At 42.4% G+C, this 17,970-nt stretch carries 16 protein-coding genes; 11 read left to right on the top strand and 5 right to left on the bottom strand.

Annotated elements, in window-relative coordinates; genetic code table 11:
• Nucleotides 1-26 precede the first annotated feature (26 nt).
• A complete protein-coding gene (uvrA, locus tag POD11_RS10765; RefSeq protein ID WP_262457169.1) occupies nt 27-2,861 on the bottom strand; it encodes an excinuclease ABC subunit UvrA in 2,835 nt (944 codons plus the stop codon).
• Between the two features lie 296 nt (nt 2,862-3,157).
• Here uvrA and POD11_RS10760 point away from each other — a divergent pair, with 296 nt between their 5' ends.
• From POD11_RS10760 to POD11_RS10745, 4 genes are all read left to right on the top strand, one after another.
• On the top strand, nt 3,158-3,760 hold the full coding sequence (locus POD11_RS10760) for a TetR/AcrR family transcriptional regulator (protein ID WP_016142793.1): 603 nt from the start codon (nt 3,158-3,160) through the stop codon (nt 3,758-3,760).
• 3 nt (nt 3,761-3,763) lie between these two features.
• Nucleotides 3,764-4,741, top strand: coding sequence for a zinc-binding dehydrogenase (locus POD11_RS10755; protein ID WP_262457168.1), 978 nt, complete (start codon nt 3,764-3,766; stop codon nt 4,739-4,741).
• Nucleotides 4,742-4,806: 65 nt separating this feature from the next.
• The gene (locus POD11_RS10750; RefSeq protein ID WP_000580165.1) at nt 4,807-5,160 is read left to right on the top strand and encodes a DUF1304 domain-containing protein; all 354 of its coding nucleotides are present in this window, start codon (nt 4,807-4,809) and stop codon (nt 5,158-5,160) included.
• Nucleotides 5,161-5,450: 290 nt separating this feature from the next.
• Complete coding sequence (locus tag POD11_RS10745) at nt 5,451-5,792, top strand: GlpM family protein (protein ID WP_262457167.1); 342 nt, start codon at nt 5,451-5,453, stop codon at nt 5,790-5,792.
• Between the two features lie 50 nt (nt 5,793-5,842).
• Here POD11_RS10745 and tenA read toward each other — a convergent pair whose 3' ends face one another.
• Nucleotides 5,843-6,517 carry a thiaminase II gene (gene tenA, locus POD11_RS10740; RefSeq protein WP_057086125.1) on the bottom strand — a complete coding sequence of 225 codons (675 nt, stop codon included), beginning with the start codon at nt 6,515-6,517 and terminating at the stop codon, nt 5,843-5,845.
• 261 nt (nt 6,518-6,778) lie between these two features.
• Between tenA and POD11_RS10735 the strand changes: the two genes are divergently transcribed.
• The 3 genes from POD11_RS10735 (at nt 6,779) to ssb (ending at nt 10,015) form a co-directional block, all read left to right on the top strand.
• On the top strand, nt 6,779-7,861 hold the full coding sequence (locus tag POD11_RS10735; protein ID WP_016142798.1) for a DUF475 domain-containing protein: 1,083 nt from the start codon (nt 6,779-6,781) through the stop codon (nt 7,859-7,861).
• 147 nt (nt 7,862-8,008) lie between these two features.
• A complete protein-coding gene (locus tag POD11_RS10730) occupies nt 8,009-9,373 on the top strand; it encodes an MFS transporter (protein ID WP_262457166.1) in 1,365 nt (454 codons plus the stop codon).
• Between the two features lie 51 nt (nt 9,374-9,424).
• A complete protein-coding gene (ssb, locus tag POD11_RS10725) occupies nt 9,425-10,015 on the top strand; it encodes a single-stranded DNA-binding protein (protein ID WP_239967000.1) in 591 nt (196 codons plus the stop codon).
• A 40-nt stretch (nt 10,016-10,055) separates the two neighbouring features.
• Here ssb and POD11_RS10720 read toward each other — a convergent pair whose 3' ends face one another.
• A complete protein-coding gene (locus POD11_RS10720) occupies nt 10,056-10,379 on the bottom strand; it encodes an AzlD domain-containing protein (RefSeq protein ID WP_262457165.1) in 324 nt (107 codons plus the stop codon).
• Entirely contained in the window at nt 10,376-11,071 is a 696-nt protein-coding gene (locus POD11_RS10715; RefSeq protein WP_239967002.1) for an AzlC family ABC transporter permease, read from the bottom strand. The genes POD11_RS10720 and POD11_RS10715 overlap by 4 nt, the downstream gene beginning before the upstream one ends.
• Nucleotides 11,072-11,139: 68 nt before the next feature.
• Between POD11_RS10715 and POD11_RS10710 the strand changes: the two genes are divergently transcribed.
• Entirely contained in the window at nt 11,140-11,688 is a 549-nt protein-coding gene (locus POD11_RS10710; protein WP_016142803.1) for a helix-turn-helix domain-containing protein, read from the top strand.
• A gap of 305 nt (nt 11,689-11,993) precedes the next feature.
• Nucleotides 11,994-13,436, top strand: coding sequence for an amino acid permease (locus POD11_RS10705; RefSeq protein ID WP_016142804.1), 1,443 nt, complete (start codon nt 11,994-11,996; stop codon nt 13,434-13,436).
• Between the two features lie 66 nt (nt 13,437-13,502).
• Here POD11_RS10705 and pdxR read toward each other — a convergent pair whose 3' ends face one another.
• Nucleotides 13,503-15,002: a MocR-like pyridoxine biosynthesis transcription factor PdxR gene (gene pdxR, locus POD11_RS10700; protein ID WP_062850269.1), complete on the bottom strand. Its 1,500-nt coding sequence runs from the start codon at nt 15,000-15,002 to the stop codon at nt 13,503-13,505.
• Nucleotides 15,003-15,158: 156 nt separating this feature from the next.
• On the opposite strand from pdxR, the gene gabT reads away from it, so the two are divergent.
• Together gabT and POD11_RS10690 are read left to right on the top strand one after the other, a co-directional pair.
• Nucleotides 15,159-16,451, top strand: coding sequence for a 4-aminobutyrate--2-oxoglutarate transaminase (gene gabT / locus POD11_RS10695; RefSeq protein ID WP_004789969.1), 1,293 nt, complete (start codon nt 15,159-15,161; stop codon nt 16,449-16,451).
• Nucleotides 16,448-17,896: an NAD-dependent succinate-semialdehyde dehydrogenase gene (locus POD11_RS10690; RefSeq protein ID WP_016142807.1), complete on the top strand. Its 1,449-nt coding sequence runs from the start codon at nt 16,448-16,450 to the stop codon at nt 17,894-17,896. The genes gabT and POD11_RS10690 overlap by 4 nt, the downstream gene beginning before the upstream one ends.
• Nucleotides 17,897-17,970: the final 74 nt, after the last annotated feature.

The following is a 17,970-nucleotide window of genomic DNA, read 5'->3' as shown; positions in this document are numbered from 1 at the left end:
CCGGAAATCATTTCCGGCTTTTTATTTTATTGCTTCAACATCGGCTTTAGGAAACGCCCCGTATGGGAAATCTCGACCTCAGCTACTTGTTCAGGTGTGCCTTCTGCAATGATCATCCCACCGCCTGAACCACCTTCAGGACCTAAGTCCACAACCCAGTCGGCTGTTTTAATCACATCAAGGTTATGTTCAATCACCACAATGGTATTACCCTTGTTACGTAGCTCATGCAAAATGTCGAGTAACTTGGCAATATCATGGAAATGTAAACCTGTTGTTGGTTCATCCAAGATATATAAAGTTTTACCCGTATCTCGTTTTGCTAACTCACGTGCAAGTTTTACACGTTGCGCTTCACCACCAGAAAGCGTGGTAGCAGCTTGACCTAAACGGATGTAGCCTAAACCTACCTGAGTTAAGGTTTCTAAGCGGCGATGAATCACTGGAATTGCACTAAAGAACTCCGCAGCATCTTCAACAGTCATTTCTAAAACATCAGAAATATTTTTGCCTTTATAGCCAACTTCAAGAGTTTCACGGTTATAACGTTTGCCATGACACGCGTCGCAAGGTACATACATGTCTGGTAAGAAGTGCATTGCGACTTTAATCATACCGTCGCCTTCACACGCTTCACAGCGTCCGCCCTTTACGTTAAACGAGAAACGACCCGCACTATAACCACGAGCTTTTGCTTCTGGTGTTTGTGCAAATAATTCACGAATTGGCGTAAATAACCCTGTATAGGTCGCTGGGTTAGAACGTGGTGTGCGTCCAATTGGGCTTTGGTCAATATCGACAACTTTATCTAGATGTTGAAGGCCATCAATCGAGTCAAACTTCTCGGCCGTTAATGTGGTTGCACCGTTAAGCTGTGTCGCAGCCAATGGAAGTAATGTGCGGTTAATCAACGTCGATTTACCCGAACCTGAAACCCCAGTTACGCAGGTCATAATACCAAGCGGAATCGTTAAATCGACATTTTTTAAGTTGTGACCACTTGCCCCAGAGAGTTTGATGACCTCATCTGGACGTGGTGATTGAGTACGTTTTTTGGGTACTTCAATTTTGAGTTTGCCCGAAAGATATTGACCTGTAAGAGAATCAGCATGTTTAGCCAATTCATCATAAGTCCCTTCAGCAATAATCACACCGCCATGCACTCCAGCACCCGGACCGATATCAATAATATGGTCAGCCGCACGGATTGCATCTTCATCGTGTTCCACGACCAATACTGTATTACCTAAATCACGTAAGCGAATGAGGGTTTGTAATAAACGATCGTTATCGCGTTGATGTAGGCCAATTGATGGTTCATCAAGCACATACATTACGCCCATTAAACCTGCACCAATTTGTGAGGCTAAACGGATACGCTGTGCTTCTCCGCCCGATAAGGTTTCGGCAGAGCGAGCTAGACTTAAATAGTTAAGTCCCACACTCACTAAGAAGTGTAGACGTTCACGAATCTCTTTAAAGATTTTATCTGCGATTTCGCCTTTAGCACCTTCAAGGTTTAAACCTTGATAGTAGCTTTCAGCATCACCAATCGACATACGAGTAATGTCAGCAATCGTTTTATCTTTCACACGAACGTTGCGTGAAATTTCATTGAGACGTGAACCATCACATGCATCACAAGCTGCATTAGAGAGATATTGAGCTAAATCATCACGTACATAGTTACTTTCAGTTTCACGATAACGGCGTTCAAGGTGAGGCAAGACTCCCTCAAACGGTTGTACGCGAGTATGTTTACGGCCACGTTCGTCGATATAGCTTAAATCGACTTTTTCTTTGCCCGTACCTTGTAAGAATTTCTTTTGAGTGTCTTTATCTAGCTGGTTCCAAGGCGTATCAAGTTGAAAACCAAAATGATCGGCAACTTTTTGTAGCATTGAATAGTAATATGGACGTTGACGATCCCATCCACGAATAGCACCTTCACTAATCGCAAGGTCAGAATTTGGAATCAGCTTTTCAGAACTAAAATGACTGCGTGTACCTAAACCATCACAAACAGGGCAGGCACCGAACGGGTTGTTAAATGAAAACAAACGTGGCTCAAGCTCTGCGACAGCGCGATCACATTCTGGACATGAGTGCTTTGCAGAAAAAACGCGATCAGGATGTTCACCATTCATCCATGATAAAACAGCAATATCTCCACCTAAACGCAGTGCAGTTTCAAATGATTCTGCAATACGGTTTCCTAAGTCTTCACGCACTTTAAAGCGGTCAACTACAACTTCGATAGTGTGTTTTTTCTTTTTGTCGAGCTCTGGTGGCGTATCAATATCAATGATTTCACCATCTACACGAGCACGAACAAAACCTTGACCTTGTAACTGCTCGAACAGGTTACTGTATTCACCTTTACGCTCACGAACGACAGGAGCAAGCAACATGAGTGCTGTGCCTTCCTCAAGGTTTTTTACTGCATCGACCATTTCAGAAACAGTTTGCGCAACCATTGGCAAGTCGTGTTCAGGGCAGTAAGGCGTGCCGACACGTGCGTAAAGCAAACGCAAATAGTCATAAATTTCGGTAATCGTACCGACGGTTGAACGCGGGTTGTGACTGGTAGATTTTTGCTCAATCGCAATCGCGGGTGATAAACCTTCAATCGAGTCGACTTCAGGCTTTTCCATTTGCGATAAAAACTGACGGGCATATGCTGAAAGCGATTCGACGTAACGGCGTTGGCCTTCGGCATACAGGGTATCGAAGGCTAGAGAAGATTTTCCTGAACCTGATAACCCCGTAATTACCACAAATTTGTCGCGTGGAATATCGAGAGACACATTTTTTAGATTATGGGTACGTGCGCCTCGAATACGGATATGACTTTGGCTCATAAAACATCTCAATTATGTATTGATGAAAATTTAGGTGTTGTTTGATCAGCCGCAGGGAAGTGTGACTAGTAGTAAACAACAGACCCTATATATGATAACGATTTAAAATTGTTCAAGTGGTACAAAATGATTTAAAGCGACAAATTGTGACGGTTAAACGACAATCGACAAAATTTGTTTAAATAAGCAGGTTGTATTTTTATCATTCCTTAGTTCAGATTTCTACTCTAGACAAATTTTAACCAGCAACATAACTTTACTAGACGACTGGTCTAATAGTTGTTTATGATGTAGGTATGAAACGATTAAATAAAAGTGAAACCACGCGACAACACATTTTAGATACGAGCTTTGAGCTGGTATTACATAAAGGTTTTGTTGGGGTTGGTTTGCAAGAAATCTTAAAGGCTTGTGACGTACCTAAGGGTTCGTTTTATCACTACTTTGCTTCGAAAGAGGCATTTGGCTGTGCATTGTTAGAACAATATATGGCTGATTATAAAGTCCGTGTGGAACAACTCTGGCAGCACAGCGAGCGAAGCGCCCATGCCCGTTTAATGGCATTGTGGCGGGCGTGGATTGATGATCCGGTAAATGGCAGTTGGGCTGAAAATTGTTTGATTGTGAAATTGGCAGCCGAGGTTTCGGACTTATCAGAAGATATGCGTCAAATTCTCAATGACGGTGTGTACAAACTAACGCAGCGTCTGGCTTTGCTACTCAAAGAAGGACAGCAAGAAGGGTCAATTCCAAAACATATTGAGCCTTTAAAAACTGCGCAAGTCATGTACCAGTTATGGTTAGGTGCTGCTTTACTTACAAAATTGTCGCAAGACAAAGCACATCTCCATCTAGCCCTTGAAACCACCCAACAACTCATAAAACCGATAGAGGAATAAAGCATGCGAAGTATTATCCATCGTAATTTTGGCGAACCTGTAGACGTTTTAGAGCAGGCGGATATGCCAAAGCCAGAACCAAAAGCAGGCGAAGTGCGTATTAAAACCATCATGTCTCCAATTCATAATCATGATGTATGGACAGTCCGCGGAAGCTATGGCTATAAGCCGACTTTACCTGCGATTGGCGGTAGTGAAGCGGTTGGTATTGTAGATGCGTTGGGTGAAGGCGTTGAACATATACAGGTAGGTCAACGTATTGCAGTGGCAGCTGTGCATGGCAGTTGGGCTGAGCACTTTATTGCACCTGCTCAAGGACTTATTCCACTTAATAATGAAATTGATGACGAAACAGCAGCACAGCTCATTGGTATGCCAATTAGTGCCCTGATGCTTTTAGATTTTGTTAACGTTCAACCAGGTCAATGGCTCATTCAAAACACGGCGAACGGTGCAGTCGGTAAAACAGTTGCGATGATTGCTCAGGCACGTGGTTTATCTGTGATTAATTTAGTTCGTCGTACGGATGCAATTGCAGAAATGCAAGCATTAGGCATTCAACATGTTGTTGCGACCGATCAACCTAACTGGAAAGAACAAGTTAAACAGATTCACGGTGACCAACCTCTGATTGCTGGTGTAGATTCGATTGGTGGAACAGCAAGTGGTGAAATGCTGCACTTACTCAGTGAAAATAGCTTGCTCGTTTCGTTTGGCAGTATGACAGGTGAAACCATGCAGATTTCATCGGGTGATCTAATTTTCAAACAAGCAACAGTAAAAGGTTTCTGGGCGAGTGTGGTTAATAAAGAAATGCCGGCAGCTCGTAAAAAAGAATTAATTGTTGAGCTATTAACATTAGCGACTCAGAAAAAATTAATCTTGCCCGTAGAAGGTGTATTTAGTTTTGATGAGATTAAAACTGCCGCTCAAAGCGCAACGCAGGGTGCTCGTCAAGGCAAAGTATTGTTAAAGCCGTAACACACTAAAAGATCAGTCGAGAGATTGATCTTTTTTCATATCTTTAAAATAAAAAGGAAAATTGTATGATCGGACAAATTTTAATTGCGCTTATCGCAATATTACATGTTTATATTTTAGTATTAGAGATGTTTTTGTGGGACAAACCTTATGGCATGAAAGCCTTTGGAAATAATGCCGAAAAAGCAAAACTCACTAAAGTGATGGCTCAAAACCAAGGCCTTTATAATGGCTTTTTAGCAGCAGGTTTATTCTGGTCTTTATTGGCAGATGCACCATTTGCGACATCTATTGCTAATTTCTTTTTAGGGTGTGTGCTGATTGCAGGTATTTATGGCGGGCTGACTGCCAGTAAAAAGATTATTTATATTCAGGCAGTTCCAGCATTGATTGCTTTAGTCGCTGTTAATTTTTTATGATGAACTGAAATCTAGGTAATACTTTTAATTTCACGACGGAGCTTTAATCCGTGAGATTAGATACTATCAGTTAATTCTGTTACTTTTGTTTTGGCAAAAGTAACCAAAACCATTGTCATCTGCAAAACCTGTTGTTTTACATCATCTATCCACTCTCTTGCAAAAACATTCATTTATAATCATAGGCAGGTTGCAGATGACGTTTAGCACAAGCAGATTGTGGTTTAAGTATCTTTAGTCAAACTGCACGATATTGAAGTTTATAGTTAAGCGTTGGATCTAGATTAAATATGTGGGTGTTATTTTTAAAGTGTATGTTGGGGGCTGGGGTTGTCCTTATCATTTCAATTTTATCGAAAAGTAAGGCCTTTTATATTGCAGGTTTGGTCCCACTTTTTCCTACATTCGCTTTGATTGCCCACGTGATTGTTTACCAGCAAAAAGGGGCGGAGGCGTTACAAAAAACGGCTCTGTTTGGCCTATGGTCACTGATTCCCTATGCCATTTATTTAGTTGCTGTTTATGGGTTGGCAACACGGATGTCGATGTGGTCATGTCTAGGACTGGCAACGCTATGTTGGGTGGTCGCTGCGGCAGGTTTGATTTACGGCTGGCAGTGGTTTCAAAGTTAAATTTAAGGCTGACCATTTAACGAAGTAAATGATCAGAGCCTCATCTTGATTTAGATCTGATCTAAGCCCAACCATTGTCTTTGGTGGTAGGCACTATCCCAAAACAACCATTCAAGTTTTGCACCCATGGTGTAAGCGGCATGCATTTTTTCTAAAGTGTCTGCATCACAACGTGCTGCAACTTTATCTACTGTCGCAATCACATTACGAACCGCTGTATGGAACTCTTCACCAGCGTAAGTATCAATCCATGCTTGGTAAGGGTTGTTAGGAATTGATTTATTCACAATATCTTTACCCACTTCGGCATAAATCCAGAAGCAAGGTAACAATGCTGCAAGTACGACAGGGTAGCTCTCAGACCAAGCAGTTGCGGTCAAAAATGAAGTGTAATGATGGCCTGCCAAGGTCAACGGCGTATTTTTAAATTCTTCTTTTGTGACACCAAAGTTTTTCATGAAGTCATCATGCAAGCTGCGCTCAACCACAATTGCAATTTTAGCGGCATCTGAAAATTGCATGATATCGTCAGCCTCGAAAGCTTTCGCAGCTGCAACAGCAAGCACCCGGCCATAAGCTACTAAATATTGGGCATCTTGAATGACATAATGACAAAAAGCTTCTTTATCTAAAGTACCGTTAGCAAGTTCTTGATTAAAAGGCAGGTCGAGAATTTTTTGGTATAAATTTAAATTACGTTGCCAGAGTTCTTGAGAAAAAAGCATAAAATATTCCATTTAAAATAAGACAGCTAAACCGGATTTTAAATCAATTTTAAAATACAAAAATAATAATGATAGATATATCGCAAGAAAATATTTAATACGATTAATGAGTTAATTAAATATTATAAATTTCTTTATTAAACAGTCAGATAAAGGAAATTGAATAACGGCACAAAACATCATCGTTTTGTGGTTAATTATCGATATAATAGCCGCGGTTTTTAAGAAAGATTAAATTTATTCTTGGTATAGGTCTGATCCATGAAGCATTTCCGATTTTCGATATTTTTTACGGTGGTGTGTTTAGCACTATCCGCGTATTGGGGTTTTACCCACGGACCTGAAGCCGGCGTGTCTACCATGCTTAAAGCTTTAACAATTACAGCCATTTTAGCTGTAATGGAGGTCTCTTTATCTTTTGACAACGCTGTCGTAAATGCATCGGTTCTACGTAATTGGGACCCGTTCTGGAAAATGATCTTTTTAACGGTAGGTATTTTAATCGCCGTTTTTGGTATGCGTTTAGTTTTCCCTGTTGTAATTGTTGCAGTGACTGCAGATATGGGTGTTATTGAAGTGGCTAAATTGGCACTCAATGATCCGAAAACTTACTCTGATCGTTTAATGGCACACCATGCTGAAATTTCAGCTTTTGGTGGAACATTCCTATTACTGGTGTTCTTAAACTTCTTTTTTGATGACGAAAAAGAAACCCATTGGTTTAGATGGCTTGAATCTAAACTTGCAAGCTTGGCAAGCGTACCGGCAATGTCTGTATTTCTGGCTTTGATTGCCTTAATCGTGATGGCTGCTTATGTGGATGAAGTTCACCGCTTAGCTGTGGTCATGGCAGGTATTTGGGGCATTGTGGTTTATATTGGCGTTGAAGTACTTAGTCATTTGTTAGGTGGTGAACCTGAAATTGATGAAAATGGTAATGCTGTATTACAAGATGGATCAGGTGCTGCTTCTGGTGTGGTGAAAGCAGGTTTAGGTGGTTTCTTATATCTTGAAGTATTAGATGCATCATTCAGTTTTGATGGCGTAATCGGTGCATTTGCGATTACCAGCGACGTTGTCGTGATTATGCTCGGTCTTGCAATCGGTGCTATTTTTGTCCGTTCAATGACAGTTTACCTTGTAGAAAAAGGCACACTAGATGCCTATGTGTTCTTGGAACATGGCGCGCATTATGCAATTGGTGCTTTAGCATTCATTATGATTGCAAGTGGTACTGGCGTACATGTACCTGAAGTTGTCACAGGTTTAATTGGTGTAGCGTTCATTGTTTGGGCTGTTATTGCTTCAATTCAATATTCAAAGCGCGAGCAACAGTCGCCTTAAGCTAATTTTCAGCAAACTTCGATAGAATAAAGAGGCTAAATGCCTCTTTATTCTTTTTAAGCCCAAATCGTTATTTTAAATAAGGTGTCCCGTATTTTTAGAAACGAATCGGCTTATAATTTACCTAGTTTGATAACGTGTATTGATATGATGAATGCTTTGGAACGTCGCTCAACTTTTGCCTTAAGTAGTATTTTCGCGCTACGCATGTTGGGCTTGTTCATGATTATTCCTGTCTTTTCTGTAGTTGGACAGTCATATCAATATGCGACTCCAGCACTCATTGGTTTGGCTGTAGGCGTTTACGGCTTAAGTCAGGCGATTTTACAAATTCCATTTAGCTTACTGGCAGACCGTTTTAGCCGTAAACCACTGGTGGTATTTGGGTTGTTACTCTTTGCGGTTGGTGGTGCAATTGCGGGGTTATCTGACACGATTTATGGCGTGATTATTGGCCGTGCTATCGCTGGCGCGGGTGCAGTTTCGGCAGTTGTCATGGCTCTTTTAGCCGATGTGACGCGTGAAGAACAGCGTACTAAAGCGATGGCTGCAATGGGCATGAGTATTGGCCTGTCTTTTGTAGTGGCGTTTAGTCTTGGGCCTTGGCTCACAAGCCTTGTCGGTATTTCTGGTTTGTTCTTTGTGACGACCATTATGGGCTTAATCGCGATTTCGATGTTATTGCTCGTACCTAAAGTAACTCGCCATCATCGTAATTATCAGCAAGGCTACATGGCGCAGCTTAAGCAAGTTATTCAAATGGGTGATTTAAACCGTTTACACGTTTCGGTTTTTGCATTGCATTTATTGCTGACTGCCATGTTTATTTATGTGCCTTCACAACTCATTGAGTTCGCCCATATTCCTCTGGCGAGCCATGGTCTGGTGTATTTGCCACTGTTAGTCATTAGCCTGTTCTTTGCATTTCCAAGTATTATCATTGCTGAAAAATATCGCAAAATGCGCGGGATTTTCTTAACAGCCATTACAGGCATTATTGTCGGTTTACTGCTCCTCATATTTGGTTATCAATCAAAATATGTATTACTTGCCGGTCTAGGTATTTTCTTTATTGCATTTAATGTGATGGAAGCTTTATTGCCTTCATGGCTGTCGAAGTCTGCTCCAATCCAGTCAAAAGCCACGGCTATGGGTGTAAATGCCAGTAGCCAATTTTTAGGCGCTTTTTTCGGTGGCACACTAGGTGGTCAATTATTGATGTTACATAATACTGCGATTGGATGGAGTGTCTTGGCAGGGATTGCTATAATATGGTTGCTAATTAGTTTTGGTTTAGCTCAGCCGCGGTATTTGTCATCGATTGTGTTGCCATTGCCGCAAGTGCAACAGGTGAATGAGTGGACCACACAGCTATTGGCAATTCGTGGTATCGAAGAAGTTGTGGTGATGCCTGACCAGCAAGTTGCTTATATTAAAGTCGATAAACAGTCTCTAGATGATGCTGCGCGACGTGATTTAACGCAGTTGTTCGGTAAAGAGGTAGCCATTTAAGCATAACTCTTATAAAGTAAAACATAGAAATGTATAGGATGAAGACAGCTAATGCGTGGTGTAAATAAGGTTATTTTGGTTGGTACTTTGGGTCGTGATCCTGAAACAAAAACTTTTCCAAATGGGGGCTCGTTGACCCAATTTTCAATCGCGACAAGTGAAGCTTGGACTGATAAAAATACCGGTGAGCGCAAAGAACAAACAGAATGGCACCGTATTGTTTTGCATAACCGTTTAGGGGAAATTGCTCAGCAGTTCTTACGTAAAGGTTCTAAGGTTTATATTGAAGGTTCATTACGTACGCGTCAGTGGACAGACCAAAATGGCCAAGAGCGTTATACAACAGAAATCCGTGGCGACCAGATGCAGATGTTAGATGCTCGTCAACAAGGTGAACAAGGTTTCGCTGGTGGTAATGATTTTAATCAACCACGTTTTAACGCACCTCAACAAGGTGGTAATGGTTATCAAAACAATAACAACCAAGGTGGCGGCTACGGCCAAAACAATGGCGGTGGTTATGGTGGCCAAGGTGGTTTTGGTAATGGTGGAAGTAACCCTCAAGCGGGTGGTTTTGCGCCTAAAGCTCCGCAACAACCAGCTTCTGCACCAGCTGATTTAGACGACGATTTACCGTTCTAATCAAAGTTTCAAAAAAGGCGAGTTTATCTCGCCTTTTTTATTACTCAATTCCAAGCAAACGTATAAGTGCCGTGCCCGCGGCTGCCAAGCAAATCACTAATAAAAGCGGTACTTTTTTCCAAACCGAGAACAGTGCTAAGCCAACACCAAATATACGTGCGAAACCCGCGAAATGTTGACCTTCAAAAAATGTCGTGGTCACAGCGATTGCACAGAGCAAGATCGTTGCGCCGTTTGAGAGTAAAACTTGGTATTTTTCAGAAAACGAAAACTTGGCACCCAAGTGAAAACCAGCAAAGCGAATGCCATAGGTTCCAAGTGCTAACAAGCCTATACCCAAAATTATGAGTAACTGTTGATTCATTTCTTTCTACCCCATATTAAGCCAAAAAGTGAAATCAGAATCGGAAGTCCTGAAGCTAAAAAGGGTGTGGTGATCAGTGCTAAAGTAGATCCGGTAAATGCAGCTTTTCGAGTGGTTTTATTCTTTAAAGCATTAAATGTAAGTGCAATTAAAATCGCTGGGAAAATCGCATCTAAGCCAAATGTTTTAGGGTCTGGAATAGCACTCCCAATAAAATAACCAGCAGTGACACCGAGTGGCCAACTGAGCATGATGCCTATACCACATAGCCAGTAAGCAGCCTTTTTGGTTTCGAAATCAGGCTGTGCCATACCAAACAAAACGCTTTCATCGTTCATGATGTGAGACCCAAAATATTGAGAATATTTGCCTCGAATCAGTTCATTGACCGCAATACCAAAAGGTAAGTGCCTTAAATTGACGAGTAGTCCTGCAATTGCAGCCGCAATTGGGCTACCTCCTACAGCCAAGAATCCAATAAAGATAAATTCAGCAGTTCCTGCGAGCACAAATACAGATAGGCAAAGCGGAATCCAGAGTGCTAAGCCATAACTTGCGGCGAGTGAACCTAAAGACATGCCAACGACACTCGTCGCTAGACACACAAAGAAAATCGAGCGAGTCGTGTCTTTACTGAGTTTTTTAATGAGAGCGTATGTAGTCATAGCATGATATAACGAACGATTTTCCATTATAATGAATAAGTCTGATTGTTTTGTCAAAACGAACGATCGTTTTTTTTATAGAACGGATAGAATGAATGTCTCAGCCCATTGAAATTATTGCCAAAGGTTTAACGCGTGAACGCCAAAGAGCAGGGCTTTCATTGGCAGAGGTTGCTCGCCGTGCAGGTGTTGCCAAATCGACTCTTTCACAATTAGAAGCAGGCCAAGGTAACCCAAGCATTGAAACCTTATGGGCACTTTGTGTTGCGCTGAATATTCCATTTGCGCGTTTGATGGAAGAACCGAGCAATCAGGTACAAGTCATTCGCTGTGGCGATGGTCCAACAGTGAGCTCAGAGATCGCCAACTACAAAGCAATTTTGCTGGCGACTTGTCCGCCTCATGCGCGCCGTGATGTTTATTTATTGATTGTGGAGCCGGGTGAAGACCGGCTTTCAGAGCCGCATCCAGTTGGTTCTGTAGAGCATATTATTGTGATTGAAGGGAAAGCTTTGGTGGGTTTAATTGATGAAGCGGTAGAGCTTGGTGTTGGAGACTATATTTGCTATCCAGCTGACCAGAAACATATATTTAGAGCGTTGCAAACAGGCACAAAAGCGTTGTTAATCTCTGAACAGAACTAAAGATTTTCAAGCTGATTAAAATAAAAACAAAAAGCCATTTAGCAGTATCCGCTATAAAAAGGGCCAATTTTGCGTATAAATTTTGCAATTGGCTCTCTCTTTTATTACAAAAATGGCTCTCGTTTCTTGAGTGCCGAAACGACAAATTAAAGCCATTGGAAGTATGCATACGGAAGCGCCGGATAAGCTCAGTGAATTTTCTGTTTTAGGAATTGGGCAGAACGGCTAAATTTTTAGGGGATATTTTTTGGCTTCGGAGGATTTCCGAGACTAGCCGATATCCTCCATATATTAAGGAAAATGATATGGCAGCTCATCAAAATGGTTCTGAAGCCAATCACTCCCAAAGTTTAAAACATGGACTTAAATCACGCCACCTCACCATGATCTCGATTGCTGGGGTTATTGGCGGTTCTCTGTTTGTTGGCTCAGGCAGTATTATCTATAACACCGGCCCTGTGGTATTTCTAACCTATGCATTAGGTGGTTTACTCGTTTGGTTCATCATGCGTATGTTAGGCGAGATGGCCGTTTTAAATCCTGATAGTGGCTCTTTTTCAACCTATGCGGACCGTGCAATTGGTCGTTGGGCAGGGTTTTCAATTGGCTGGTTGTACTGGTGTACTTTGGCAATGCTCATGGGGTGGGAAGCTTATGTTGCAGGTAAAATTCTAAACAACTGGTTCCCGTTTATACCGATCTGGGCCTATATGGTCGTGGTGATTGGTGCACTTGTTGTCGTTAATTTGCAAAACGTGAAAAACTATGGCGAGTTTGAGTTCTGGTTTGCGCTCATTAAAGTCATCGCGATTGTTATTTTCCTTGTGATTGGTAGTTTAGCCATCATGCATTTGTGGCCTTGGGGCAATCCGGCTGCTTCTGGTATTAGTAACCTAACTTCTCAAGGCTTTATGCCTAATGGTGGTTCATCCGTTATTACCGCCTTGCTTGGGGTCATGTTCGCCTATATTGGCGCTGAAATTGTCACTGTGGCGGCAGCAGAATCGGCAAATCCATCTAAAGAAATTCGTAAAGCATCGAACTCGGTGGTTTGGCGAATTATTTTATTCTATGTCGGCTCAATGTTCGTTGCGGTATGTTTGATTCCCCACAACAATGAACTTTTGAAAGATTCAACTTGGGGTACTTATAGTGTGACTCTGTCTGCTCTGGGCATTCCGGGTGCGCGCCATATCGTTAACTTTGTGGTTTTAACATCGGTATGTAGTTGCTTTAACTCAGCACTTTACACATGTTCACGTATGTTGTTCTCTTTAGCTAAACGTGGTGATGCACCAAAAAGTTTTGGTTCTGTAAACAGTAAAAGCAGCCCTTGGGTTGGGGTGATTGTGTCATGCTTCTTCTCAGTGATTGCAGTAATTTTAACTGCAACCGAGAGTATGAATGTTTATGACTTTTTCATGCTAACGACTGGTGCAGCAACACTGTATGTATACCTGACCATTGCATATTCTCAGCTTCGTATGCGTAAGAAACTTGAAGCGGAAGGCGTAAAAATTGACTTTAAAATGTGGATGTTCCCTTATCTAACATACGTGGTGATCTTTGCAATTATTGGTGCAATTCTTACCATGTTGATTGAAGGCACCTACTTTAAAGAAGTGATTTACACTACAGCATTGTTCGGCATTATTGTGTTCTTCGGGTTGTTGTCTGAAAAATTGGGGTGGGGTAAAGATCGTAGAGCGACTCATTTAACTCACAGCCATGAAGAAAAGTTAGTTTAGAATTTTTAAACAAAAAGAGCCTCATTATGAGGCTCTTTTTTTATTTGTCTTCATAAGAGACAACCGTTAATTCAGCGTAGGTACACCTGCTTCACGTAAGCATTGGAGCAAGACGCCAAAAGCCATCACCATGTCTTTTTCATTTACGCATGCAAAGCCCATGAGCAATCCACGTTCGGCATGTGCATGCGACTGCATGTAGTACTGAGACAGTGGACGAACTTTAACACCACGTTCAAGCGCAGTCGCCGCAATCGCGACATCATCGCAAGCGTTTGGCAGTTTTAAAACCAGATGTAACCCCGCGGCTTCATCATATTCATGAATAAATTCGGGCCCAAGATAACGCTGAATAAGGCTCACTAAGTAGTCACGGCGTTTGCCATAAAGTAGGCGCATACGGCGAATATGGGCTTCATAATGGCCTTCACGAATAAATTCAGCGAGGGCTTTTTGCTCAAGCAAATGGCCCCCACGATAAAGCTCGGCTGCCACAATACGTAGTGGTGAAAAAAGTGGTTTTGGTACGACTAAATAACCAATTCTTAAAGATGGATAAATGGTTTTACTAAACGTGCCCATGTACAGCACAGGCGCATCATTTTCTAAACCTTGTAAAGAGGGATAAGGCTGACCTGAGAAACGGAACTCACTGTCATAGTCATCTTCGACAATCCAGCTATTGTGCTGACGTGCGATTTGAATCAATTGTCTGCGACGATCAAGACTTAAATGTGAGCCAAGCGGATATTGATGTGAAGGTGTGACAAAAATAAGTTTAGGCGGTACCGCTGGATTTTCTTCAGGAATAATGCCTTCAGCATCGACAGGCATTGGCTGAATATCAAGACCATTAATACGTAACGTATTACGCATTCCCCAATAAGCGGGATCTTCAATCCAGATTTTATCTCCCATATCGCTAAGGGCACGTGAGACTAAGTCGATCGCTTGGTGAATGCCTTCGGTAATAATAATCTGGTCCGCATCGCACTGAACTGATCGTGCAACGCGTAAGTAATCTGCCAACGCACTTCTAAGTTCAATACATCCACCCGCATTGCTGTAAATAAGACGGTTAATATCTGGTTCACGGCTTAAGCGTGCTTGAATACGACTAAAAATATGATGCGGAAACTCCGTCACATCGGGTGCTCCCGGCACAAAAGCTCCCCATTGGTGTGGTGACGCTGCAGCATAGCCCAATAAGTTGGAACCACGCTGTGATAGGGCATAAGAGCTTTGAGCTTTCGGACTTGAAACCACTTTTTTCTTATTTTGTGTATTTAAAAAACTCTCTGGTAGTTTTTCGGCAACCCAAGTGCCATGACCCGTACGAGCTTCTAAGTAGCCTTCAGCCTGTAGTTGTTCATAGGCAGTAAGCACTGTATTTCTTGAAACATGAATTTCACTGGCTAAGTCGCGTGACGCAGGTAGACGGGTCTTGGGTTGGATGACTCCATCAATAATGGCACCACGCAGGCAACGGAAAAGGCGTTGATGTAGTTTCCCTTCAGTGTCCTGTTGGAGTCGTTGCAGCAAATGATCTCCAAGTAAACTACGCAATTGGCTCTCTCCTACAGTTAAAAAGTGGCTCTCGTCAGTTGGCACCAGACGAGCGAAATTACATGCATAGGCAGTCGTTGTAAAGCACCCTGAAAATTAAGCACAGGATGCAAAAAACCAAAGCTGCAACTGATGATGAAAATATGAGGGAATCAAATGGATAATCAACATTCTGCACTTAACGCACGTAAACAGCAAGCAACTCCACGTGGTGTAGGCGTGATGTGCCAGTGGTATGCGGAAAAAGCTGAAAATGCTACGCTTTGGGACAAGGAAGGCAACCAATTCATCGATTTTGCTGGTGGTATCGCGGTTTTAAATACCGGCCATCGCCACCCTAAAGTGATTGCAGCGGTGACTGAACAACTCACTAAATTTACGCATACTGCCTATCAAGTAACACCATATGAAAGCTATGTAGCTTTAGCTGAGCGTATTAATGAGCGTGCGCCAATTGCTGGTCCTGCCAAGTCAGCTTTTTTCACAACTGGTGCAGAAGCAGTTGAAAATGCGGTGAAGATTGCTCGTTGTTATACAGGTCGTCACGGCATTATCACTTTCGGTAATGGTTTCCACGGTCGTTCATTCATGACTATGGCAATGACGGGTAAAACAGCGCCTTACAAACGTGATTTCGGTGTAATGCCAGCGGGGGTATTCCACGCACGTTACCCTGTACCTGCTAAAGGTATTTCAGTAGACGCGGCAATTGAAAGCGTTGAAGATATTTTCAGTGAAGATATTGCACCACATGATGTTGCAGCAATTGTACTTGAGCCAGTACAAGGTGAGGGCGGTTTCAATGTTGTGCCAGCTGAATTCTTAAAACGTTTACGCTCAATTTGCGACAAGCACGGTATTTTACTTGTCGCTGATGAAGTGCAATCAGGTTTTGCCCGTACTGGTAAATTGTTTGCAATGAACTATTACGAGACGAAAGCAGACCTCATCACGATGGCGAAAAGCTTGGGCGGCGGTTTCCCAATTTCAGGTGTTGTTGGCCGTGCAGAAGTAATGGATGCACCAAACCCAGGTGGACTAGGTGGTACTTACGCAGGTAGCCCGATTGCGGTTGCAGCTGCACACGCGGTAATTGATGCAATTGAAGAAGAAAACCTATGCGACCGTGCAAATGAATTAGGTGCTGAGTTGGTTGTTGCACTTAAAGATATTCAACAAGCAACAGGTGACGTCGTAACTGATATTCGTGCATTGGGTTCAATGGTAGCGGTAGAGCTTGAAACAGCTGAACAAGCAAAAGTTGTACAAAACTATGCAATGGAAAATGGGTTGTTACTTCTTACTTGTGGTAAATACGGTAATGTAATTCGTTTCTTATATCCATTAACCATTCCTGCTGAGCAATTCCGTCAAGGTCTTGATATCTTGAAACAAGGTTTTGCGACACTAAAAGCAGGTAGTGCAAAAGCAATGGAGCAATCTGCATGATTCAAAATAATTTGCAGTATTTATTAAAACATCCTGATATCTCATTAGAAGCACCTGCATCAAATGACTATGTCGAGGTAAATGATGCTGCTACGGGTGAAACTTTGGCATGGGTAAAAACCTATGACCGTGCAGGGGTTGAAGCCGCAATTAATCGCTCAGCAAAAGCGCAAGCTGCTTGGAAAAAGCAAACCGCCTTGGCGCGTGCTGATGTGCTATTGGCATGGTACAACCTCATGCTTGAGCACAAAGAAAATCTGGCTCAAATTTTAACAGCTGAGCAAGGTAAACCATTGGCAGAAGCACGTGGTGAAATTGGTTATGCAGCATCATTCATACGCTGGTTTGCCGAGCAAGCGCGCCGTATTGATGGTGAAGTCTTAACACCTACGTTGCCAAATCAACGTCTGCTTGTGATTAAACAAGCGATTGGTGTTACTGCGGCAATTACGCCGTGGAACTTCCCGGCTGCCATGATTACGCGTAAAGCAGGTCCAGCGATTGCTGCGGGTTGTTCAATGTTGGTGAAACCAGCAGAGCAAACTCCGTTAACCGCTTATGCGCTTGAAGTATTGGCTTTACAAGCGGGTTTACCAGCGGATGTTTTAATTAACATTAGTGGTGATGCGGTTGAAGTCGGCAAAACCCTATGCGAAAGCGATATTGTTCGTAAGTTAAGCTTCACAGGTTCAACTCAAGTTGGCCGTATCTTGATGCAACAATGTGCGCCAACCATTAAAAAGCTTTCACTTGAACTTGGTGGTAATGCACCAGTTGTGGTGTTCGACGACGCCAACCTTGAACAAGCTGTTCAGGGCATTATGGCAAGTAAATATCGTAACAGCGGTCAAACCTGTGTTTGTGCTAACCGTATTTATGTTCAAGACGGTATTTACGATGCATTGGCAGAGCGTCTGGTTGAAGCTGTATCTAAGCTTAAAGTTGGTGATGGCCGTCAAGAAGGTTCAACTCAAGGACCTTTAATTGATGAAGATGCGATTGCAAAAGTTCAGTCTCATATTGCAGATGCAACCGAGAAAGGCGCAACAGTTCGTATTGGTGGTCAACGCTCGGCACTTGGTGGCACATTCTTTGAGCCAACAGTTTTAACTGGCGTAACTCAAGACATGAAAGTGTCTAAAGAAGAAACTTTTGGTCCGCTTGCACCGCTATTCCGCTTTAAAACTGAAGATGAAGCAGTGGCAATGGCGAACGATACCGAGTTTGGTTTAGCTGCTTATTTATTTACTCAAAGCACAGCGCGTCAATGGCGAGTGGGTGAGGCACTTGAGTACGGAATGGTCGGCATTAACACAGGCGCAATTTCAAATGAAGTTGCTCCGTTTGGTGGCGTAAAACAGTCAGGTCTAGGTCGTGAAGGTTCAAAATTCGGCATCGAAGAATATGTTGAAATGAAATACCTCTGCGTAGACTTATCTGAGTAAGGAACCAAACGAGTTCGTTTTGTTCTGAACGAAAACATGCAGTTATGCTGTATGTGATGTGTCACAAAAAACCG

The organism is Acinetobacter sp. P1(2023) (genome assembly GCF_028367635.1).
In the GTDB taxonomy this organism is placed as follows: Bacteria; Pseudomonadota; Gammaproteobacteria; order Pseudomonadales; family Moraxellaceae; genus Acinetobacter; species Acinetobacter pittii_E.
Note: the sequence above shows the minus strand (reverse complement) of the source record. Positions and strands in the feature narration are given on the sequence as shown.